Raw genomic sequence first — 21,839 nt, 5'->3', positions numbered from 1 at the left:
GGACGAGCCGGCCGTCAGAGGCCGGCCGCGGCGCGCAGGGCGTCCACGCGGTCGGTGCGCTCCCACGGCAGGTCGATGTCGGTGCGACCGAAGTGGCCGTACGCCGCCGTGGGCGCGTAGATCGGCCGCAGCAGGTCCAGGTCGTTGATGATCGCCCGCGGCCGCAGATCGAAGACGCTCGTGATGGCCTGCTGGATCTTGGCCGGGTCGAGCTGCTCGGTGCCGAAGGTCTCCACGAACAGGCCCACCGGCGCAGCCTTGCCGATCGCGTAGGCCACCTGGACCTCGATCCGCTCCGCCAGGCCCGCGGCGACGGCGTTCTTCGCCACCCAGCGCATGGCGTACGCGGCCGAGCGGTCCACCTTCGACGGATCCTTGCCGGAGAAGGCGCCGCCGCCGTGACGGGCCATGCCGCCGTAGGTGTCGACGATGATCTTGCGGCCGGTCAGGCCCGCGTCGCCCATCGGCCCACCGAGCACGAACTTGCCGGTCGGGTTCACCAGCAGCCGCACCTCGGAGGTGTCCAGGCTCGGCAGGTTCAGGTCCCGGATCACGGTGTCCAGCACGTGCGCGCGCAGGTCCGGCGCCAGCATGCCGTCGATGTCGATGTCCGCCGCGTGCTGGCTGGAGATCACCACCGTGTCCAGCCGGACGGGCTGCTCCCCCGCGTACTCGATGGTGACCTGCGTCTTACCGTCCGGCCGCAAGTACGGCAGCGTCCCGTTCTTGCGGACCTCGGTCAGTCGCCGCGAGAGCCGGTGCGCCAACGAGATCGGCAGCGGCATCAGCTCGGGGGTGTCCGAGCAGGCGTAGCCGAACATCAGGCCCTGATCGCCCGCGCCCTGCGCGTCGATCTCGTCCTGGCCGCCGTCGACCCGGTGCTCGTAGGCCCGGTCCACGCCCTGCGCGATCTCCGGGCTCTGCGCACCGATCGCGATGTTGACGCCGCAGGAGTTGCCGTCGAAGCCCTTCGCGGAGCTGTCGTAGCCGATCTCCAGGACCTTATCCCGGACGATGTGCGGGATGTCCGCGTAGGCCGAGGTGGTCACCTCGCCCGCCACATGGACCTGCCCGGTTGTGACCAAGGTCTCCACCGCAACGCGCGAAGCCGGGTCCTCGGCGAGCAGCGCATCCAGGATCGAATCCGAGATCGCGTCACAGATCTTGTCCGGGTGGCCCTCAGTGACCGACTCGCTGGTGAACAGGCGATGGGCGGAACTGGCGAAACCGGAAACCACGTCGGACGTCCTCTCGATATGCGTGCAAATGACAAAAACTATCGGGCGGAGTGCACCCGAGCGGCGGCGGCATCCAGTATGCGCGCGGCCATGGCGGATTTCGAGCCGAGCGGCAGGGCCGTCTCGCCACCGTCCGCTCCGAGCAGCCAGCCCGAGTTGTCGTCGACCTCGAAGGCCCTGCCGTCGCCGACGGCGTTGAGAACCAGGAGGTCGCATCCCTTGCGACGCAGCTTGGCGCGGCCGTAGTCGAGCACGGTGCCGCTCGCGTCCCCGGTCTCGGCGGCGAAGCCGACGATGACGGTCTCGGGCCGGAGCGCGCCCTCCCGTCGGGCGGCGACGAGGCCGGCGAGCACGTCGGGGTTTTCGATCATCGTGATCGATTCGAGCGCCCCGCTCGTCCCGTCGGCGCCCTTCTTGAGCTTGGTCGCGGCGACCTCGGCCGGCCGGTAGTCGGCGACCGCGGCGGCCATGATGACGAGGTCCGCGTCGGCCGCGTACTTCGTCATCGCGGCCTGCAGGTCCAGCGCGGAGCTGATGCGCACGACCTCGACCGCCGACGGGTCGGCGAGGCCGACCGTGTTCCCGGCCACGAGGGTGACCCGGGCCCCGCGCTGCGCCGCGAGCCGGGCCAGCGCGTAGCCCTGCTTCCCGGAGCTGCGGTTGGTGAGATACCGGACCGGGTCCAGCGCCTCCTTGGTGCCGCCCGCGGAGACGACGACTCTGCGGCCCTCGAGGTCGCGGTTCAACGCCCCGGGATGTTCGAGCAGGACGTCGGCGAGCGCGCCGATCTCGTCCGGCTCGGGCAGCCGGCCCGCGCCCGTGTCCTTGCCGGTGAGGCGGCCGGACGCCGGTTCGATGACGACGGCGCCCCGCTCGCGCAGCGTCGCGACATTGGCGCGCGTCGCGGGGTGCTCCCACATCTCGGTGTGCATCGCCGGGGCGAAGACCACCGGGCAGCGGGCGGTGAGGAGCGTGCCGGTGAGGAGGTCGTCGGCGCGCCCCTGGGCGGCGCGCGCCATCAGGTCCGCGGTGGCCGGTGCGATCACGACCAGGTCCGCGTTCTGCCCGAGGCGCACGTGCGGAACCTCGGGAATCGACTCGAAGACCGACGTCTGCACGGGGTTGCCGGACAGCGCCTCGAAAGTGGCGGCACCGACGAACTTCAGCGCGGACTCGGTGGGGATCACCCGCACCTCGTGCCCGCGCTCGGTGAAGTGCCTGATCAGGGCGCACGCCTTATAGGCGGCGATCCCGCCGCCTACCCCGACGATGATCATGGGCGATCAGCTCACTCGCCCTCGGTGTGCTCCAGGAGATCCTCGTGGATCTCGCGCAACGCGATCGACAGCGGCTTCTCGTGCAGACCCGGCTCGACGAGCGGGCCGACGTACTCGAGGATTCCGTCGGACAGGCTGTTGTAGTAGTCGTTGATCTGGCGCGCGCGCTTGGCCGCGTAGATCACCAGGGCGTACTTCGAGGAGGTGCGCTCGAGCAGCTCGTCGATCGGCGGGTTGGTGATGCCGAGCGGCTGGTCGTACACGGTCTCAGTGGTGGTGCTCACGCTTCTCCTACGTTACGAACTTCACTATTGTCGCTGGTCCACCCAGTCTACGCCCGAGGGGCGGCGGGGCTACTGCGTCGGGTCGCCGGCGCCGACCAGCAAGGATACCAAGTCACGCACGGCGCGGTCCAAGTCGTCGTTGACGACGACCGCGTCGTAGTCGTCGCGGGTGGCCATTTCGGCCCGCGCCGTCTCGAGCCGGCGCTCGATCTTCTCGGGGCTCTCGGTGCCGCGGCCCCGGAGCCTTCGCTCCAGCTCCTCCCAGCTCGGCGGGCTGAGGAAGACGGTCACCGCCTCCGGCAGCGCCTTCTTGACGCTGGCCGCGCCCGCGAGATCGACCTCGACCAGAACGGGACGGCCGGCCTCGAGCGCCTCGTAGACCGGCCCGGCGGGCGTGCCCGAGCGCTGCAGCCCCCCGTGGATCTCCGCCCATTCGAGCAGGTCACCGTCGGCGATGAGGCGGTCGAATCCGCGCTCGCCGACGAAGTGGTAGTCCCGGCCGTCCACCTCACCCGGACGCGGATCGCGCGTGGTGGCGGAGACCGAGAAGAACAGGTCGGGCACCTCCGAGCGGAGCCTGCCGACCACTGACGACTTACCGACGGCGGAGGGGCCGACCAGTACTACCAGTCGGCCCCTCCGGCCCGCGGGAACTTCTCCGGACACTGTGTGTCAGGCGGAGAACTTCTCGAGCAGCGCCTTGCGCTGCCGGTCGCCCAGACCGCGCACGCGGCGGGTGGGGGCGATCTCCAGCTCGGTCATGAGCTCCTGAGCCTTGACCTTGCCCACCTTGGGCAGGGCCTCGAGCAGGGCCGAGACCTTCATCTTGCCGAGGACCTCGTCGGTCTCGGCGTCCTTGAGCACCTGCTGCAGGGTGGTGCCGCCGCTCTTCAGTCGGTTCTTCAGCTCGGCGCGTGCGCGGCGAGCGGCAGCTGCCTTCTCCAGAGCAGCGGCGCGCTGCTCGTCGGTCAACTGGGGAAGGGCCACGATTCCTCCGTCTTCGATGTACTGGTCTTTGCCGCGTACTTGCGACTCCTGCGACGGTACCCACGTTTCGCCCGGGATGGGAACCCCACCCCCCTCTCACCTGCGGATTGGCGGTGCTGTATCCCCTGCGCACCCCGGTCCGGGCCGCACCCCCGGCGCCAGCCACGAAACCGTCGAACCACGGTGCCGCACAACGGTTCCTGACTCCACGGCCACACCGACCCGCACTCCGCGCGATGTGACACGTGTAACTGGTGTGACCTGGGAAGATGTCCGGAAGTCATCTCCCCTCGTCGCGCGTGTCGAGCGCCCGCAGACGCCCCCCGGGACGGCGACGACGCCGGGACCGGACCGGAGCTACTCCGTCGTCACCGGCGCGCGCCGCCCCGCACCCGGGGGCGGCGTCCGGTCCACGTACCGGACCACGGGTTCGACGATGCGTGCGGCGACCGGGCCGACCACCGCCATGATGAGCACGTAGGTGGTCGCCAGCGCCGCGAGCCGCCCGTCCACCGCGCCCGCCGCGACCGCGAGCCCCGCGATCACGATGGAGAACTCACCGCGGGCGACGAGGGCCGCACCCGCCCGCGCACGGCCCATCCGCTTGATCCCGGCCCGCTTGGCCGCCCACCACCCCGTCGCGACCTTCGTGGCGGTGGTGACGACCGCGAGCAGCACCGCCCACCCGAGCACCGGGGGGATCGCCCGCGGGTCGGTGTTCAACCCGAAGACCACGAAGAACAGGGCCGCGAACAGATCCCGCAGCGGCTCGAGCAGGCGCACCGCCTCGTGCGCGATCGACCCGGAGATGGCGATGCCCAGCAGGAAGGCCCCGACCGCGGCCGAGACCTGCAGCGCCGAGGCGATGCCCGCCACCAGGAGCGCCGCGCCGAGCAGCTTGAGCAGGAAGACCTCGCGGTCCTCGCTGTAGACGATCGCGGAGACGCGGTGCCCGTACCGCAGGGCCGAGACGAGGACGACCGTGACCACCACGATGGCGATGGTGACGGCCTCGACCTCGCCGGCCAGGCCGAGCCCGGCCAGGATCGCCGTGAGGATCGGCAGGTACACCGCCATCGCGAGGTCCTCGAAGACCAGGACCGATAGCACCACCGGCGTCTCGCGGTTGCCGAGCCGGCCCAGATCGCTGAGCACCTTCGCCGCGATCCCGGACGAGGAGATGTACGTCACGCCCGCCAGCACCAGCGCCCCCGTCGGGCCCCAGCCGAGGATCAGGGCGACGATCACGCCGGGCGTGGCGTTGAGCACGATGTCCAGCACACCGGCCAGCCACGACTGCCGCAGGCCCGTCACCAGCTCGGCGGCGGTGTACTCGAGCCCCAGCATCAGTAGGAGCAGGACCACGCCGATCTCCCCGGCCGTGTGGCTGAACTCCGTGGCCTGCCCCAGCGGGATCACGCCGCCCGCGCCGAAGGCCAGGCCGCCGATCAGGTACAGCGGGATCGGGGAGATCCCGATCCGGGTGGCCACGCGTCCGAGAAAACCGAGGGCGAAGAAGATCGCCCCCAGTTCGATGAGCGCGAGCGTGCTCTCACTGACGTGGAGGTTCACCCGTTCGTCAGGATCTGCGCGGCACCGTCGAGCCCCTGAGCGGTGCCGACCACCACGAGCAGGTCACCCGCGGTGAAGACGAACTCGGGCCCCGGAGAGGGCTGCACCTCGCCCGCCCGCATCACCGCGACGATCGACACCTTGGTGCGCGTGCGCATCTGCGTCTCGCCCAGGGTGCGCCCGTCGTACGGCGAGTGCGGCTGGATCGGCATCTGCCGGGTGTTGATGCCCTCGAGCTCCCGGTGCTCGTCGCGCAGCTGGTTGACCAGCTGCGGCGCCCCGAGGAGGTTGGCCAGCACCGCGGCCTCCTCGTTGGACAGCGGCACCTGGGCGCCGCACGCGTCCGGATCGTCCCGTTCCGACAGGATCAGGTCGACGGTGCCGTCCCGATGGGCCACCACACCCACCCGCCTGCCGGTGGTGATCTCGAAGTCCTTCCGGACGCCGATTCCGGGCAGCGGGGTCACATCCACGTTCACCCCGCCGAGGATAGACCTCGCGGCTCAGCCGAGAGCGCGCTCCACGTCATCCCGCACGGACAGCGCCGCGGACCGCAGGGCGGCGACGTCGGGACCCGCGGACAGGACCTGGCGCGACGAGTTCGGCAACACCGTCTGATCGCGGCCGACGATCGCGGCGAGATCGGCCGGGGTGGCGCCCTGCGCGCCCAGGCCGGGCGCGAGGATCGGACCGCGCAGGCCGTCCAGGTCCAGGCCGTGCTCGCGGGTGGCACCCACCACGAGGCCGACGGTGCCGGTCCCGTCCGCGTTGTCGGCCCGGGCATCGTCGACGATGCGCTGACCGACACCGTCGGCCTGGACCTGCGCGCCCTCGGGGTTGGAGGTGCGCGCGAGCACGAAGACGCCGCGCCCGGCGGCCCGGGCCGCGTCGATCGCAGGCGCGAGCGAGCCGTAACCGAGGTACGGCGAGAGGGTCACCGCGTCCGCGGCCAGCGGCGAATCGCCGAGCCAGGCGCGGGCGTAGCCGGCCATGGTGGAGCCGATGTCGCCGCGCTTGGCGTCGGCGATCACGACGGTGCCCGCCTCCCGGCAGGCCGCGGTCACCTCCTCCAGGGCGAGCAGGCCGGCGGCGCCGAACTGCTCGAAGAAGGCGACCTGCGGCTTGACGAAGCCGACTTCGCCCGCGAAGGCCTCCGCGCAGCGCAGGCCGAACTCGCGGACGCCGGCGGCATCGTCGGACAGCCCCCACGCGGCGAGCAGCGGCGGGTGCGGGTCGATGCCCACCACCAGCCGGCCGCGCGCCGCGACGGCGCCGGCGACGCGGTCCGCGAAGGTCACCGGTTCACCAGCGCCGCGTGCATGTCCTGCAGGCTCTTGACGCCGATGCCGCCGCGCAGCGCCGCCTCGATGCCCTGGACCGCGGCCGAGGCGCCCTGCACGGTGGTCACGCACGGCACCGAGGCCTGGACCGCGGCGGTACGGATCTCGTAGCCGTCGACGCGGGGTCCCGCGTTGCCGTACGGGGTGTTGATGATCAGGCCCACCTCGCCGGCCTTGATCTTGTCGACGATCGACTGCTCGCCGTCGGGGATGACGTCCGAGTGCTTGAACACGGTCTCGACCTGGACGCCGTTGCGCCGCAGCACGTCCGCGGTGCCCTCGGTCGCGAGGATCGTGAAGCCCAGGTCGGCGAGCCGCTTGATCGGGAAGATCAGCGAGCGCTTGTCCTTGTTCGCGACGGAGACGAAGACCTTGCCGGTGGCCGGCAGCGAGCCGCTGATCGCGGTCTGCGACTTGGCGAAGGCGGTGCCGAAGTCCCGGTCCACGCCCATCACCTCGCCCGTGGACTTCATCTCCGGCGAGAGCAGCGAGTCGACGCCGGTGCCGTCCGCGCGGCGGAACCGGTTGAAGGGCAGCACCGCCTCCTTGACCGAGACCGGCGCGTCGATCGGCATCAGCGAGCCGTCGCCCTCCGCCGGGAGGATCTGCTGCTCGCGGAGCTCGGCGATGGTCTGCCCCAGCATGACCCGCGCGCACGCCTTGGCGAGCTGCACGGCGGTGGCCTTCGAGACGAAGGGCACCGTGCGCGAGGCGCGCGGATTGGCCTCGAGGACGTAGAGCACGTCGTCCTTGAGCGCGTACTGCACGTTCATCAGGCCGTGCACGCCGATGCCGCGGGCGAGCGCCTCGGTCGCGGTGCGCACGGCATCGATGTCGGCGCGGCCCAGCGTGGTGGGCGGCAGCGAACAGGCCGAGTCGCCGGAGTGGATACCGGCCTCCTCGATGTGCTCCATGATGCCGCCGATGAAGACCTCGCCGGTCGCGTCGCACAGGGCGTCCACGTCGATCTCCACGGCGTCCTCGAGGAACCGGTCGACGAGGACCGGGCGGTCGGGGGCGAGCTCCGTGGCGCGGGAGATGTAGTCCAGCAGCGCCTTCTCGTCGTAGACGATCTCCATGCCGCGGCCGCCGAGCACGTAGGAGGGGCGCACCAGCACCGGGTACCCGATGCCGGCCGCGACGTCCCGAGCACCGTCGGCGGTGGTGGCGGTACCGAACTTCGGCGCCGGCAGGCCCGCCTCGGTGAGCACGCGCCCGAACTCTCCGCGGTCCTCGGCGAGGTCGATGGCCTCGGGCGAGGTGCCGACGATCGGCAGGCCGGCGGCCTTGAGGCGCGCCGCGAGGCCCAGCGGCGTCTGGCCGCCGAGTTGCACGATGACGCCGACGACGCCCGGGCCGCCCTCTCCGGAGAGCTGCTCCGAGTGGTACACCTCGAGGACGTCCTCGAAGGTCAGCGGCTCGAAGTAGAGCCGGTCGGCGGTGTCGTAGTCGGTGGAGACGGTCTCCGGGTTGCAGTTGATCATCACCGTCTCGTAGCCGGCCTCGCTCAGGGTGAGCGCGGCGTGGACGCACGAGTAGTCGAACTCGATGCCCTGACCGATGCGGTTCGGGCCCGAGCCGAGGATGAGGACCTTGGGCCGCTCCGTCTGCGGGGCCACCTCGCTCGTGGCCGACGGGTCGAGCTCGTAGCTGCTGTAGTGGTACGGCGTCTTCGCCTCGAACTCGGCGGCGCAGGTGTCGACGGTCTTGTAGACCGGGCGGATGCCGTGCTCGTGCCGGTAGGCCCGGACCTCGTCCTCGGTGACGCCGCGCAGGTCGGCGATCTGCAGGTCCGAGAAGCCGTGGGTCTTGGCCAGCCGCACCAGATCCGGGGTCAGATCCGCATCGCGGACCTGCGCGCCGAGATCGATGACGGCCTTGATCTCCTCGAGGAACCAGGGGTCGATCGCGGTCGCGTCGAAGACCTGCTCGACGGTGGCGCCCAGCTCGAAGGCGCGGCCGATCAGGTAGAAGCGTCCGTCCTTGGGGGTCTTGATCTCCTGCAGCAGCTCGTCGAGGCTCCCCTCGACTGGCGCGCCCGTCCAGAACCCGTGGCGCTTGGTCTCGAGGGAACGCATGACCTTGCCGAAGGCCTCGGCGAAGCTGCGGCCCAGGCTCATCGCCTCGCCCACCGACTTCATCGTGGTGGTGAGCGTGTCGTCGGCGCCGGGGAACTTCTCGAAGGCGAACCGCGGAGCCTTGACGACTACGTAGTCGAGGGTCGGCTCGAAGCACGCCGGGGTCTCGCCGGTGATGTCGTTGAGGATCTCGTCGAGCGTGTAGCCCACGGCGAGCTTCGCCGCGATCTTCGCGATCGGGAAGCCGGTGGCCTTCGACGCCAGGGCCGACGAACGGGAGACGCGCGGGTTCATCTCGATCGTGACCAGGCGGCCGTCGCGCGGGTTCTGCGCGAACTGGATGTTGCAGCCGCCGGTGTCGACGCCCACCTCGCGGAGGATGGCGATCGACTGGTCGCGCATGATCTGGTACTCGCGGTCGGTCAGCGTCATGGCGGGAGCGACGGTGACCGAGTCGCCGGTGTGCACGCCGACGGGGTCGACGTTCTCGATCGAGCAGACGACCACCACGTTGTCGCGGCCGTCGCGCATGAGTTCGAGCTCGTACTCCTTCCAGCCGAGGATCGACTCCTCGATGAGCACGTTCGCCGTCGGCGAGGCGGCGAGGCCGGCGCCGGCGATGCGGATCAGGTCGGCCTCGTCGTAGGCCATGCCCGAGCCGAGGCCACCCATGGTGAACGACGGGCGGACGACGACGGGGTAGCCGAGGTCGGCGACCGTCTCCTTGCACTCGTCGAGGGTGAAACACACCTTGGAGCGGGCGGATTCGCCGCCGATCTTGGCGACGATGTCCTTGAACATCTGCCGGTCCTCGCCGCGCTGGATGGCGTCGAAGTCGGCACCGATCAGGCTGATGCCGTACTTGTCGAGGATGCCCTGCTCGTGCAGGCCCACCGCGGCGTTGAGCGCCGTCTGCCCGCCGAGGGTGGCCAGCACCGCGTCGATCGGGAAGCCCTTGTCGCGCTCGGCGACGATGACCTTCTCGATGTACTCGGGCGTGATGGGCTCGATGTACGTGGCATCCGCGAACTCGGGATCGGTCATGATCGTGGCCGGGTTCGAGTTCACCAGCGAGACGCGCAGGCCCTCGGCGCGGAGCACGCGGCAGGCCTGGGTGCCGGAGTAGTCGAACTCGCAGGCCTGGCCGATCACGATCGGCCCGGAGCCGATCACCAGGACGTGCTGGATGTCGGTGCGCCGTGGCATTACTTGTCTCCCATAACAGTCGCGAACTTGTCGAAGAGGTAGGCGGCGTCGTGCGGACCCGCCGCGGCCTCCGGGTGGTACTGGACCGAGAAGGCGCGGCCGTCCAGCAGCTCGACGCCCTCGACGGTGCCGTCGTTGGCGCACACGTGGCTGACGCGGCCGCGGCCGAACGGGGTGTCGAACTCGGCGCCGCGCTCGCCCTCAAGGGCGAAGCCGTGGTTCTGCGCGGTGATCGAGATCCGGCCGGTGCTGTGCTCCACGACCGGGATGTTGATGCCGCGGTGGCCGAACTTCATCTTGTACGTCTGCAGGCCGAAGGCGCGGCCCAGCAGCTGGTTGCCGAGGCAGATGCCGAACAGCGGCAGGCCGGCGTCGAGGACGCCGCGGGTGAGCTCCACCTCGTGCTCCGCGGTGGCGGGATCGCCGGGGCCGTTGGAGAGGAAGAAGCCGTCCGGGTTGAGCGAGCGCACCTCGTCCAGCGTGATGGTCGACGGGACGACGTGCACCCGCATGCCGCGCTCGGCGAACATGCGCGGGGTGTTGGTCTTGATGCCGAGGTCCACGGCCACGACGGTGAACCGCGGGTCACCCTCCGGCTCGATCGTGTAGGACTCGGTGGTCGAGACCTCACCGATCAGGTTCTGCCCCTTCATCGACGGCTGCGCGCGCACCCGGTCGAGGAGCTCGGCCTCGGAGGCGAGCGCATCGCCGGAGAAGATCCCGGCCCGCATGGAACCGTGATCCCGCAGGCGGCGCACCAGCGCGCGGGTGTCGATGCCGGCGATGCCGACGACCTCCTGGTCCACCAGCTCGCCCTCGAGCGTGCCGCTGGAGCGCCAGTTGCTCACGCGGCGAGTGGGATTGCGCACCGCGTACCCGGCGACCCAGATCTTGTCGCCCCTGCTCTCGTCATCCTCGTCGTTCCAGCCCGTGTTACCGATCTGGGGCGCGGTGGCCACCACGATCTGGCGGGCGTACGACGGGTCGGTGAGCGTCTCCTGGTAGCCGGTCATCGCGGTACAGAAGACGGCCTCGCCGAGGGTCTGTCCGACGGCGCCGAACTCGACCCCGCGGTGCACCGTTCCGTCTTCGAGAACCAGCAGTGCTCTGTTGTCGGCAGCCATCTCTAACTTTCCCTCACGTCCATCAGTTTTCGATACGTCGTCTTGTCGTCGGCGCGGAAGCCCGTGTCCACGACGGTGCCCGTCGGCAGCTCCCAGCGGAACACCAGCAGGCCGTCGCCCGGCATCACCTTGCCGGCCAGCTTGGAGGCCCGGCGCACCTCGACCAGGCGCTCGTCGGCGATCCACATCGGATTGCCGCGCCCGCGCTCCATCAGGTACCCGTCCGCGTAGCGGCTCAGGTTCACCGTGGCCCGATAGCCCCAGTCCCCCACCGCGACCCGGTCCTGCCAGTGCGGCGCCACGGTGCTGCCGACGTACACGCCGGAGACCGGGCCGAAGACCAGCTCGCTGAGCTTGACCGGCGTGCTGGGGATCTCGCCGACGGCCGCGGCCTGACGCTGCCCGCGGCGGCGCCAGCCCACGGCCATCAACGAGAACAGGCCGGCGAGCACCACCAGCACGAGCACCAGCGTCGCGAGATCGCTGACGCTCACGCCCGCTCCCCGGATCCCGGCGCGGAGGCGGCGCCGTCGCGGGCGGTGATCCGGCCGCGCAGCAGCGTCAGCACCGGCTTGGCACGGAAGTCCAGCTCGGCGAACGGGGTGTTGCGCGAGCGGCTCGCGAGTTCGTCCGCGCGCACCGTCCAGCCCAGGTCGGGGTCGACCAGCGTCAGGTTCGCGGGCTCACCCACCGCGATCGGCCGGCCCTGGTCGTCCAGGCGCGCGATCCGCGCGGGCTTCTCGCTCATCACCCGCGCCACATCGCGCCAGCTCAGATCGCCGGTCTCCACGCAGACCTGCGCGACGATCGCCAGCGCGGTCTCCAGGCCTAGCATCCCGGGGCGGGCGGCGGCGAACTCGCAGCACTTGTCCTGATCGGCGTGCGGCGCGTGGTCGGTGGCGACGCAGTCGATCACCCCGTCCCGCAGCGCCTTCCGCAGCGCCGCCACATCCGACGCCTCGCGCAGGGGCGGGTTCACCCGGTTCACCGCGTCGTAGGTGGCCAGCCGCGAATCGTCGAGCAGCAGGTGGTGCGGCGTCACCTCGGCGGTGATGTCGATGCCCTGCCCCTTGGCCCAGATCAGCAGTTCGACGGTGCCCGCCGTCGAGGCGTGGCAGATGTGCACGCGCGCACCGGCATCGCGGGCGAGCAGCGCATCGCGGGCGACGATCGCCTCCTCGGCGGCGCGGGGCCAGCCGGTGAGGCCGAGGCGCGCCGCCTCCGGCCCCTCGTGCGCCACGGCGCCCTGCGTCAGCCGCGGCTCCTCGGCATGCTGCGCGATGACCACACCGAGCGACGCGGAGTACTCCAGCGCGCGCCGCATGAGGAGCGGATCGGAGACGCACACGCCGTCGTCGGAGAAGACCCGCACCCGGCCGCTGGAGGCGGCCATCATGCCCATCTCGGCGAGCTTCTCGCCCTTCAGGCCCACCGTGACGGCGCCGACGGGGTGCACGTCGACGAGACCCACCTCCTGGCCGCGGCGGTGGACGTGGTCGGTGATCACCGCGGAGTCGGCGACCGGGCTGGTGTTCGCCATAGCGAAGACGGCGGTGTACCCGCCGAGCGCCGCAGCGGCGGAACCGGATTCGATGGTCTCCGTGTCCTCGCGGCCGGGCTCGCGCAGGTGCGTGTGCAGGTCGACGAAGCCGGGCAGCAGGATCGTGCCGCCACCGTCGATCACCTCGGCGCCCTCCGGCGCCGCCAGGCCGGGCCCGATCCCCACGATCTCGCCGCCGGCGATCGCGACGTCGACCGGATCACCCTCGCCGTAGGGACGGACGTTCTTGAGCAGCAGGCCGGTCATTTACGTATCCCCTTCTTTCGCGAGCAGATGGAAGAGCACGGCCATGCGCACATGCACACCGTTGTTGACCTGCTGCAGGATCGCGGCCTGCGCAGAATCCGCCACGGAGTAACCGATCTCCATGCCGCGCAGCATCGGGCCCGGGTGCAGCACCACGGCGTGCTCGGGCAGGAGCGCCGCCCGCTGCGGGTTGAGCCCGAACCGCACCGAGTACTCGCGCTCGCTCGGGAAGAAGCCGCCGTTCATACGCTCGGCCTGCACGCGGAGCATCATCACCGCGTCGGCGCCGGGCAGCTCGGCCTCGAGCGAATCGGCGACCGTGACCGGCCAGGTCTCGACGCCCACCGGCAACAAGGTGCGGGGCGCCACCAGCACCACCTCGGCGCCGAGTGTGGACAGCAGCAGGGCGTTCGAGCGCGCCACCCGGCTGTGCAGCACGTCGCCGACGATCACCACCCGGCGGCCCTCGATGCCGCCGAGGCGCTGCCGCAGCGTCAGCGCGTCGAGCAGGGCCTGCGTCGGATGCTCGTGCATGCCGTCGCCAGCGTTGATCACGACGGGGCCCGGCAGGCCGCCGAGCGCCGCGGCGGAGTTCGTCCACGCCGCGATCTGCTGCGCCGCACCGGAAGCCGGGTGGCGCACGATCAGCGCGTCGGCGCCCGCCGCGTGCAGCGTCAGCGCGGTGTCGCGCAGCGACTCCCCCTTCGCGACGGAGCTGCCGGAGGCGGAGACGTTGATCACGTCGGCGCTCATCCACTTGCCCGCCACCTCGAAGGAGACGCGCGTGCGGGTCGAATTCTCGTAGAAGACCGTCATCACGGTGCGGCCGCGCAGGGTGGGCAGCTTCTTGACCTCGCGGCCGAGCAGCGCCTGCTGCAACCGGTCCGCCTCGTCGAGGATCTCCTCGGCCTCCGCGCGGCTCAGATCCGCCGCCGAGAGCAGGTGCCTGGTCACTGATCGCCCCCCGACGCGCTCGACTCGGAGGCCGGCAGCTCGGAGATCACCACGGAGTCCTCTCCGTCCTTCTCCTGCAGCCGGACGTGGACGTCCTCCTGGCGGGACGTGGGGATGTTCTTGCCGACGTAGTCGGCGCGGATCGGCAGCTGCCGGTGACCGCGGTCCACGAGGACCGCGAGCTGCACCGCGGCCGGCCGCCCGATGTCACGGAGCGAGTCGAGCGCGGCGCGCACCGTCCGGCCCGAGTACAGGACGTCGTCGACCAGGATGACGAGGGCACCGTCGACGCCCTGCGGCGGCACCGTGGTCCGTTCGAGCGGGCGATGGGGCTTGTGCCGCAGATCGTCGCGGTAGAGCGTGATGTCGAGGTGACCGACGGGCACCGCCACGCCGGAGAACTCCTCGATATCGGCCGCCAGCCGGGCAGCGAGAACCGCTCCGCGAGTGGGAATGCCGAACATGACGACGCGGGGCGGATCGCCGCCGGCGTCCAGGGCCGTCTTCTCGATGATCTGATGCGCGATCCGTGCCACCGTGCGGGTGACATCGGCCGCGGACATGAGTTCCCGAGCCATGAGGACCTCCTTCTCCGCCTCTCCGGACGGCTCGCTCCGCCTCGCTGGACGGACTGAAAAGGATGCCTTGATGCGACACGAAGCATACCAGTACGTTCAGGTCATGGAATTGTCGACCAGGCAACGCACCACGCTGTCCGCCATCGTCGACGCCTTCGCCCCGGGAGACGGTGTGGCGATCCCCTCGGCGAGTGATCTGCGGGCCGGTGACCTGGCGGTTTCCTATGCCGACCGCAGCCCGCGCGACAGCGACGGGGTCTCTCTGGCGCAGTCCCTGTCACTCTTCGACAACAGGGTGTTCTGCACCACTGTGCTGGGCACCCGCGGTCAGCGGTTCGCCGATCTCCCGATCGCCGAACGTGAGCGCGTCCTGATCGATCTCTCGCGCTCGCGGTTCGTCCAGAAGCGGATGCTCTTCAAGCGCCTGCGCAACATCGCGCTGCTCTCCTACTACGCCGCCGGCGGCGCCGACGGCCTGCACGGGCCGGGAGCGGAGCTGATGGCCGCGATCGGCTACCCGCGGCAGGCCCCGCTCCGCCGCCCCCGCGCCCGCGCCCTGCGGGCGCAGCGCCCGCTCACCCCCGCGCGCTACGAGATCGACGCCTCCACGGCGTGCGACGTCGTCGTGGTCGGCTCGGGTGCGGGCGGCGCGGTGGCCGCGGCGGCACTGGCCGAGGCGGGCCTGGACGTACTGGTCCTCGAACGCGGCGACTACGTCTCCCCCACGGAGGTGGGCGATTCCGATCTCGACAACCTGGAGCAGTTGTACGCGCCGGGCCCGTTCTGGACCGAGAACGCGCAGTCCTACCTGCTGACGGCCCGCTGTCTCGGCGGCGGGACCGCGATCTCGCACGGCGGCTACTACCTCCCGCCGGAGGAGGTGCGCGCGGACTGGGCGACTCGCGGCATCGAGACCGGGCCCGGCCTGGACGCCGCGCTCGCCGAGGTGTGGCAGCGCTCGGGCGTCTCCGACGGCGCCGGCGTCCCGTCGACGCGCGACCTCATCCTCGAGAAGGGCTGCCTCGCGCTGGACCTGCCCGTGCACCCCATCGGCCTGGCGGACGACGGGGAGGCCGAGGGGCGCTGGGGCCCGTCCAGCCGGGTGGCCGCGAGGCAGGACGCCAGCCGCACCTGGCTGCGGGACGCCCAGAAGAAGGGCGCGCGGATCGTGACCGGCGCGCAGGCGCGCTCGATCGAGACGCAGGCCGGCCGCGCCCGTACCGTCGTCGCGCGTACGTCGGGCGGCTCGTGGCTGACGGTGCGCTGCAGCGCCGTGGTGGTCGCGGCGGGTGGCTTCCAGACCCCCGCGCTGCTCGCCCGCTCGGGGATCGGCGGACCGCACGTGGGCAAGCACCTGCACCTGCACCCCACGGCGACCGCGGTCGGCCTGTTCGCCGACTCCGTCGCCCCGTGGGAGGGCGCGCCGACGACCCGGCTGTGCGAGGCCCATGCGGACCTCGACGGCAGGGGGTTCGGCGTGCGCTACGAGACGGCCCCGCTCACGCCGGCGCTGGCGTCGAGCTTCGTCCCGTGGCGCAACCCCGTCGAGCACCTGAACGTGATGCGGCAGCTGCCGCACCTATCGATCGTGCGCGCCGTGCTGCGCGACCGCGGCGCGGGCGAGGTCGTGATGGACGCCTCGGGCGAGCCCTCGGTGCGGTACGACCTGGCGGAGGCCGACCGGGTGCACCTGCGCACGGGGGTGGACACCGCGGTGCGGATTCTGGAGGCGGCCGGCGCGCGCCGGATCTTCACCGGACAGCAGCGCGGCGGCGATCACGTGCCCGGGGACCGGGCCGTCGAACAGTTCCTCGAGCGCTCGCACGCCGCCGGATACGGCATCGGCGAGATCGCGCTGGGCGCCCACGACCCGATGAGCACGGCGCGGATGGCGTCCTCGGAGCGGCGCGGGGCGGCGGACCCGGAGGGTGCGCTCTGGGACGTGCCGAACGTGGTGATCGCGGACGCGTCGATGCTGCCGACCGCGAGCGGCGTGCACCCGATTGGCGTGGTGCAGGCCCTCGCGCTCCGCAACGCCCGCGCACTCGCCGCGCGCGTGAAGGGCTGAGCCGTCGCCCGCGCCTGCGGGACCGGCTCTACTCCGGGCGCTCGGCGGGCTGCGCGGCCGCCGCGGCCCGCACCTGCGGGGCGAGGGTCGCGACCTTGCCGAGGACGCCGTTGAGGTAGGTCGGCGATTCGTCGGTGGAGAGCTCCTTGGCGAGCTCGACCGCCTCGTCGACCACGACGGCCGGGGGCACGTCTGCGGCGTTGAACAGCTCCCAGACCGCGATGCGCATGATGGCGCGGTCGACCGCAGGAAGCCGCGTGAGCGTCCAGCCGGTCAGGTGCGAGGAGATCACGGAATCGATCTGCTCGCCGTCCAGCCCCACGCCGGTGACCAGCGTGGCGGTGTACTCGGAGACGGGCGCGACCGAGGCGTCGTCGGCGGCCAGCCGCCGACGCTCGTCGAGCAGGCCGTCTAGGTCGGTGACGCCGCGCGCCTCCGCCTCGAACAGCAGGTCGACGGCGCGCTTGCGGGCCCGGTGCCGGGCGCCCGACTTCTTGGGCCCCTTGGTGGAACGGGGGGTGTGAGACTGCTCGGGCACTTAGGAGTTCACGCGCCCCAGGTAGCTGCCGTCACGGGTGTCGACCTTGAGCTTGTCGCCCGTGTTGATGAACAGCGGGACGTTGATCTCGGCACCGGTCTCCAGGGTGGCGGGCTTGGTGCCGCCGGTGGAGCGGTCGCCCTGCAGGCCCGGGTCGGTGTGCTGCACCACGTACTCGGCCGAGATGGGGAGCTCGACGAAGAGCGCCTCGCCCTCGTGCATCGAGACCTGGACCTGCATGTTCTCGAGCAGGAACTTCGCGCCGTCGCCGACCTTGGCCTCGTCCAGGTTGATCTGGTCGTAGGTCTCGCCGTCCATGAAGACGTAGTCGGAGCCGTCGTGGTACAGGTAGCTGAAGTCGCGGCGGTCCACGGTGGCGACCTCGACCTTGACGCCGGCGTTGAAGGTCTTGTCGACCGTCTTGCCGGAGACGATGTTCTTGAGCTTCGTGCGCACGAAGGCGGGGCCCTTGCCCGGCTTCACGTGCTGGAACTCGATGATCTGCCACAGCTGGCCCTCCTGGTTGAGGACCAGGCCGTTCTTGAAATCAGCAGTCGATGCCACGGTGTGTCGATTCTCCTAGAGTGCGATCAAGTCTTTGGTGGTGCGCGTCAACAGTTCCGGCCCGTCCGCACGGACCACGAGGGTGTCCTCGATGCGGACTCCACCACGACCCGGGAGGTACACACCCGGCTCCACGGTGACCACAGCACCGTCGGACAGTGTACCGCTGCCGAGTTTGCCCAGCGTCGGGGCTTCGTGGATCTGCACACCGACGCCGTGACCGAGCCCGTGCAGGAACCGCTCGCCGTAGCCGGCGGCCTCGATCACCGAGCGGGCCGCACCGTCGATCGCGCGGACCTCCCGCCCGGGGACGAGTGCCTCCCGCCCGGCGGCCTGCGCGGCCCGGACCAGGTCGTAGATCTCGCGCTGCCAGGCGGCCGGCTCACCCAGGACGAAGGTGCGGGTCTCATCGGCGTGATAGCCACCGAAGCGGGCGCCGAAGTCGATCTTGACGAAGTCGCCGGGGGCGAGCACCGCGTCGGTGGGGCGGTGGTGCGGGATCGCCGAGTTCGGCCCGGCGGCCACGATGGTCTCGAAGGCGACGGCCTCGGCACCGAGGTCGTACATCAGGTTCTCGAGCCGCCGCGCGACCTGTCGCTCCGACGCGCCGGGGCGGACCGCACCCTCCGCCACGAGCGCGGCGAGCGCCTCGTCGCTGATCGCACAGGCCCGGCGGATGAGCTCGATCTCGCCGTCGTCCTTGACCTCGCGGAGGGCCTCCACGAGCCTGGCGGTCGGGACCAGCCGAACGGGCCCATCGGTGGTGAGCCGGGCGTGATCGGCGTAGCTCAGCGCCGCTGATTCGAAGCCGACGGTGCCGTACCCCTCCCGGCCGGCCTGGTCGAGGAGCGCCTTCGCGACGTCACGCTCGATGACCGCGCGCAGATCGCCCGACTGCTCCCGGACCTGGGTGAGGTAGCGACCGTCGGTCGCGATCGCGTCCCCCTCGCCGTCGGCGGTGACCAGCAGCGCGCCGTTGGAGCCGGTGAACCCGGCGAGGTAGCGCACGTTGTCGAGGTCGGTCACGAGCAGGGCTTCGACGGCGGGCTCGTGGCGGCTCAGCGCGGCGCGGAGCGCGTCCCGCCGGCGGGCGTGGTCGTGGGTGTGCGGCATGCCCGTCACGGTAGCGCGCGGGCGACGACGGTGACCTCGTCCGCCACCTGCAGCGTGCCCATCATGAGCGAGAAGGGCTTGATCCCGAAGTCCGTCTGCCGCACCGGCACGGCCGTGGCCAGAGCGGGCGCCGGCTCGCCGTCCTCGTAGTTGAGCGCGAACGCACAGGGTCGCTCGACACCGTGGATCGTGAGCGCGCCGGCGACGCGGAAACCGTTCTCTGAGGGCTCGATCGAGGTGGACCGGTAGCCGATCTCCGGGTACTTCTTGACCTCCAGGGAGCGGTGCGCGTTGGCCGTGGCGACGGCCCGCTCCGGCGCGCTCAGCGGGGTGAGGCCGCCCTCGCCCGAGACCACCTCGAGGGAGCCGGCGCGGGCGGTGACGGCCAGCGCGAGGGGCAGGTCACCGTCGAGCTCGACCGTCACCTGCCAGGTACGGACGGCGAGGACCAGGCGGTGCCCCAGCCGGGCGGACCGGCCGGCGACGCCGGTGTGCACCTCCAGCACGCCGCTGGACTGATCGATCATCCTGCTCTCGCTCACGTCCCCGACGGTACCGCCGAGGAGGCCGCCCGGCAGCCGGTCAGGCTCGCGCGAGGACGAAGACGGGGTGCCGCTGCGCCGCGGCCCCGAGCTCGGCGTCCGAGCTGTCGGCGGACAGGCCCGGGAAGAACGCGCCCACCTCCCACGCCCACCTGCGCAGGTAGGCGCGCAGCACCGGCACCTTCGCCACCGGGTCCGCGACCTCGACCGCGGTGATCGGCTCGATCGTCCGCCCGAGCCGCAGCTCGCCGCCGCCCGCGACGCGGATGTTCCGCACCCACTGGGTGACTCCGCGGGCCGCGACGAGGTACTCGGCACCGTCGACGACGAGGACGTTGACGGGGACCGTGCGCCACTGACCGGACGTGCGCCCGCGCACCGCGAGTTCGCGGCTGCCGTAGACGGAGACGCCCCGGCGGGCGAGCCAGGCGACGAGGTTGTTGAACGCCGTGGCCGTCCGGCCGGGGCGGACGTGATCGGCGGCGGGTGCGGTCATGAGATCCTCCAAGTGTGAGCAGTGCTCTCGTTCGAGTGCAATGCTCCGCCCCGGCCGGACCGTTGTCAAGAGCAGTGCTCTCGTTTCGTATCGGTGCAACAATGGAGCCGTGAACGCCGCCCAGACCGCCCGCGAGCGCGCCCGCGCCGAGCTGACCTCCGAGATCACCCGCAGCGCCCGCGAGCAGCTCCGAGAGGTGGGGGCCGCAGCGCTCTCCCTGCGGGCGGTGGCGCGCGACCTGGGGCTGGCGTCCTCCGCCGTGTACCGCTACTTCGCGAGCCGCGATGCGCTGCTGACGAGGCTCATCACCGACGCCTACAACGCCCTGGGCGACGCCGTCGAGGCGGCCGACGCCGCGGCCACCGGCCCACGGGCGACATGGTTCGCGTGCGGGCACGCGGTCCGCGACTGGGCGCGGACGAACCCCCACGAGTACGCCCTCCTGTACGGCTCCCCCGTGCCCGGATATCACGCACCGCCCGAGACGACCGCCGCGGCGATCCGCGTCTCCGGCGCCTTCGCCCGGATCGCCGCGGCGGGAACACGCACCGGCCCGGCCCCGTCGGACGAACTCGACGCGCAGCTCGGCGCGGTGGCCGACGCCGTCGCCCCGGGCGCCGATCACCGCCTGCTCGCGCTCGGGGTCCTCGCCTGGACGCAGCTGTTCGGGGCGATCACGTTCGAGCTGTTCGGGCAGTTCGCGAACACCCTCGAACCGGCGGACGCGTTCTTCGAGTACACCCTCGAGCACGGAGCCGGACTCCTCGGTCTGGATTGATCACTACCCTGGACACGTGAATCGCCCCCTCCGCGGCCTCCTCGCCCTCGTCCTGGCCGCCGCCACGGCGGCCGGTTGCGGTACCGACGAGCCGCCGCAGACCTTTCCGAGCATCGAACTGCACGCCGACCAACGGGTCCTGGGCACGCTCATCACGAGCGGTCCGGCACCGAAGGTCGCGCGGCAGCTGTCGTCCGCGACCTCGCAGGCCGAGAAGATCACCTACACCACGATCGGCCCCGGCGGCTCCCCCGCGGCCGCTACCGCCGGCGTGTACCTGCCCGCCGGCGATCCACCTCCCGGCGGCTGGCCGATCGTCGCCTTCGGGCACGGCACCACCGGGGTGCAGCCGCAGTGCGCGCCGACCCTCGACTCCGGCATGTACCAGAACCTCCCCATCGTGCTGGCCGCGGTGACGAAGCTGCGCGCAGCCGTGGTCATGCCCGACTACCTGGGGCTGGGATCGGCCGGACGTCACCCGTACTTGAACTCGGCGAGCCACGGCTACGACGTCCTCGGGGCCGTGCGGGCGGCACGAAAGGCCTCGGCGCAGCTGTCCAACCGGGTCTTCCTGCTGGGGGTATCGCAGGGCGGCCGAGCCACCGAAGCCGCCGCCGAGCTGGCCCCCACCGCGACGCCCGAATTGCGGATCGCCGCGAACGCCATGGCCGTGCCCGCGTTGTCACTGCAGTTCGGGACGCTGATCGCCAGCGGGAAGCTGACCCCGGCCCAGTACTCGATCCTGCCGCAGCTGGTCGCCGGAGCCCAGGCCTCGGATCCCACGCTGCAGACGAGCGACGTGCTCCACGGCACGCTGCTCAAGCACGCCGGCGACTTCACCAAGGGCTGCGCCGGCACCAGCCCGACGCCGTGGATCGACCCGTCCGGACCGCCGATCGGACCCGACGACGTGCGCCCGGGCGCCACCGCATCGAGCGTGGACGGCAGCGCCCGATTTCTTCGCTACCTGAGTGAGAACGAGCTCCCGAATCGCCCGAATCGCGCCGTCCCCACTCTCGTCATCAATGGCACGGGCGACGAGTTGATTCTTCCGCAGTGGACCGATTCCGCGGTCGCGAAGCTCTGCACGGCGGGCGTGCCGGTCGATCACCGCACCCGTTCGGGCGGCCATTACGCACCGTCGGACCTCGACGAGGTCATATCCTGGCTGGCGGATCGAATCGCCCAACGCCCCATGCGATCCACATGCCCCTCCGGCACACGTCCCGCCGGTTGATACGCTCAGCCCGGGACCGCCGATGAGGAGAAGCGACGCATGGAATCCGCAGTACCAC

General features: G+C 71.4%; 22 protein-coding genes. 3 read left to right on the top strand and 19 right to left on the bottom strand.

Annotated elements, in window-relative coordinates:
- Nucleotides 1-14: 14 nt before the first annotated feature.
- From metK to pyrR, 14 genes are all read right to left on the bottom strand, one after another.
- A complete protein-coding gene (gene metK, locus AC21LY_RS10570; RefSeq protein WP_489046416.1) occupies nt 15-1,238 on the bottom strand; it encodes a methionine adenosyltransferase in 1,224 nt (407 codons plus the stop codon).
- Nucleotides 1,239-1,276: 38 nt separating this feature from the next.
- Nucleotides 1,277-2,515, bottom strand: coding sequence for a bifunctional phosphopantothenoylcysteine decarboxylase/phosphopantothenate--cysteine ligase CoaBC (coaBC, locus tag AC21LY_RS10565; protein WP_489046415.1), 1,239 nt, complete (start codon nt 2,513-2,515; stop codon nt 1,277-1,279).
- Nucleotides 2,516-2,526: 11 nt separating this feature from the next.
- Nucleotides 2,527-2,799, bottom strand: coding sequence for a DNA-directed RNA polymerase subunit omega (rpoZ, locus tag AC21LY_RS10560; RefSeq protein WP_489046413.1), 273 nt, complete (start codon nt 2,797-2,799; stop codon nt 2,527-2,529).
- A gap of 69 nt (nt 2,800-2,868) precedes the next feature.
- Nucleotides 2,869-3,465, bottom strand: coding sequence for a guanylate kinase (gene gmk, locus AC21LY_RS10555; protein ID WP_489046412.1), 597 nt, complete (start codon nt 3,463-3,465; stop codon nt 2,869-2,871).
- A gap of 6 nt (nt 3,466-3,471) precedes the next feature.
- Nucleotides 3,472-3,786 (bottom strand): integration host factor, actinobacterial type, encoded by a 315-nt coding sequence (gene mihF, locus AC21LY_RS10550; protein ID WP_068520860.1) that lies wholly within the window; start codon nt 3,784-3,786, stop codon nt 3,472-3,474.
- A gap of 357 nt (nt 3,787-4,143) precedes the next feature.
- Nucleotides 4,144-5,358, bottom strand: coding sequence for a cation:proton antiporter (locus tag AC21LY_RS10545; protein WP_489046411.1), 1,215 nt, complete (start codon nt 5,356-5,358; stop codon nt 4,144-4,146).
- Nucleotides 5,355-5,837: a cation:proton antiporter regulatory subunit gene (locus AC21LY_RS10540; protein ID WP_489046410.1), complete on the bottom strand. Its 483-nt coding sequence runs from the start codon at nt 5,835-5,837 to the stop codon at nt 5,355-5,357. The genes AC21LY_RS10545 and AC21LY_RS10540 overlap by 4 nt, the downstream gene beginning before the upstream one ends.
- Nucleotides 5,838-5,861: 24 nt before the next feature.
- Nucleotides 5,862-6,656 (bottom strand): orotidine-5'-phosphate decarboxylase, encoded by a 795-nt coding sequence (pyrF, locus tag AC21LY_RS10535; RefSeq protein WP_489046409.1) that lies wholly within the window; start codon nt 6,654-6,656, stop codon nt 5,862-5,864.
- Nucleotides 6,653-9,982 carry a carbamoyl-phosphate synthase large subunit gene (carB, locus tag AC21LY_RS10530; protein WP_489046408.1) on the bottom strand — a complete coding sequence of 1,110 codons (3,330 nt, stop codon included), beginning with the start codon at nt 9,980-9,982 and terminating at the stop codon, nt 6,653-6,655. Before carB ends, pyrF begins: the two co-directional genes overlap by 4 nt.
- On the bottom strand, nt 9,982-11,106 hold the full coding sequence (gene carA / locus AC21LY_RS10525) for a glutamine-hydrolyzing carbamoyl-phosphate synthase small subunit (RefSeq protein WP_489046407.1): 1,125 nt from the start codon (nt 11,104-11,106) through the stop codon (nt 9,982-9,984). The genes carB and carA overlap by 1 nt, the downstream gene beginning before the upstream one ends.
- Nucleotides 11,107-11,108: 2 nt before the next feature.
- Entirely contained in the window at nt 11,109-11,600 is a 492-nt protein-coding gene (locus AC21LY_RS10520; RefSeq protein WP_489046406.1) for a PH-like domain-containing protein, read from the bottom strand.
- The gene (locus tag AC21LY_RS10515; protein WP_489046405.1) at nt 11,597-12,913 is read right to left on the bottom strand and encodes a dihydroorotase; all 1,317 of its coding nucleotides are present in this window, start codon (nt 12,911-12,913) and stop codon (nt 11,597-11,599) included. Before AC21LY_RS10515 ends, AC21LY_RS10520 begins: the two co-directional genes overlap by 4 nt.
- A complete protein-coding gene (locus AC21LY_RS10510; RefSeq protein WP_489046404.1) occupies nt 12,914-13,867 on the bottom strand; it encodes an aspartate carbamoyltransferase catalytic subunit in 954 nt (317 codons plus the stop codon). It abuts the gene before it with no gap.
- Nucleotides 13,864-14,445 (bottom strand): bifunctional pyr operon transcriptional regulator/uracil phosphoribosyltransferase PyrR, encoded by a 582-nt coding sequence (gene pyrR / locus AC21LY_RS10505; RefSeq protein WP_489046403.1) that lies wholly within the window; start codon nt 14,443-14,445, stop codon nt 13,864-13,866. Before pyrR ends, AC21LY_RS10510 begins: the two co-directional genes overlap by 4 nt.
- 70 nt (nt 14,446-14,515) lie before the next feature.
- Here pyrR and AC21LY_RS10500 point away from each other — a divergent pair, with 70 nt between their 5' ends.
- Nucleotides 14,516-16,513 (top strand): FAD-dependent oxidoreductase, encoded by a 1,998-nt coding sequence (locus AC21LY_RS10500; protein ID WP_489046402.1) that lies wholly within the window; start codon nt 14,516-14,518, stop codon nt 16,511-16,513.
- A 28-nt stretch (nt 16,514-16,541) separates the two neighbouring features.
- On the opposite strand, the gene nusB is transcribed toward AC21LY_RS10500, so the two are convergent.
- The 5 genes from nusB to AC21LY_RS10475 are packed head-to-tail and all read right to left on the bottom strand — an operon-like array spanning nt 16,542 to nt 19,766.
- A complete protein-coding gene (nusB, locus tag AC21LY_RS10495) occupies nt 16,542-17,051 on the bottom strand; it encodes a transcription antitermination factor NusB (RefSeq protein WP_489046401.1) in 510 nt (169 codons plus the stop codon).
- Nucleotides 17,052-17,615: an elongation factor P gene (efp, locus tag AC21LY_RS10490; protein ID WP_489046400.1), complete on the bottom strand. Its 564-nt coding sequence runs from the start codon at nt 17,613-17,615 to the stop codon at nt 17,052-17,054. It lies immediately after the preceding gene.
- Nucleotides 17,616-17,630: 15 nt separating this feature from the next.
- Complete coding sequence (locus tag AC21LY_RS10485) at nt 17,631-18,728, bottom strand: M24 family metallopeptidase (protein ID WP_489046399.1); 1,098 nt, start codon at nt 18,726-18,728, stop codon at nt 17,631-17,633.
- 5 nt (nt 18,729-18,733) lie between these two features.
- Nucleotides 18,734-19,270: a YceI family protein gene (locus AC21LY_RS10480; RefSeq protein ID WP_489046398.1), complete on the bottom strand. Its 537-nt coding sequence runs from the start codon at nt 19,268-19,270 to the stop codon at nt 18,734-18,736.
- Nucleotides 19,271-19,310: 40 nt separating this feature from the next.
- Nucleotides 19,311-19,766, bottom strand: a complete 456-nt coding sequence (locus tag AC21LY_RS10475; protein ID WP_489046397.1) for a nitroreductase/quinone reductase family protein — start codon at nt 19,764-19,766, stop codon at nt 19,311-19,313.
- Between the two features lie 109 nt (nt 19,767-19,875).
- Between AC21LY_RS10475 and AC21LY_RS10470 the strand changes: the two genes are divergently transcribed.
- Nucleotides 19,876-20,544, top strand: a complete 669-nt coding sequence (locus tag AC21LY_RS10470) for a TetR/AcrR family transcriptional regulator (RefSeq protein ID WP_489046396.1) — start codon at nt 19,876-19,878, stop codon at nt 20,542-20,544.
- Nucleotides 20,545-20,560: 16 nt separating this feature from the next.
- Entirely contained in the window at nt 20,561-21,781 is a 1,221-nt protein-coding gene (locus AC21LY_RS10465; protein WP_489046395.1) for a lipase family protein, read from the top strand.
- Nucleotides 21,782-21,839: the final 58 nt, after the last annotated feature.

The sequence above is a fragment of the Tsukamurella sp. II2bb genome (assembly GCF_057815145.1).
Note: the sequence above shows the minus strand (reverse complement) of the source record. Positions and strands in the feature narration are given on the sequence as shown.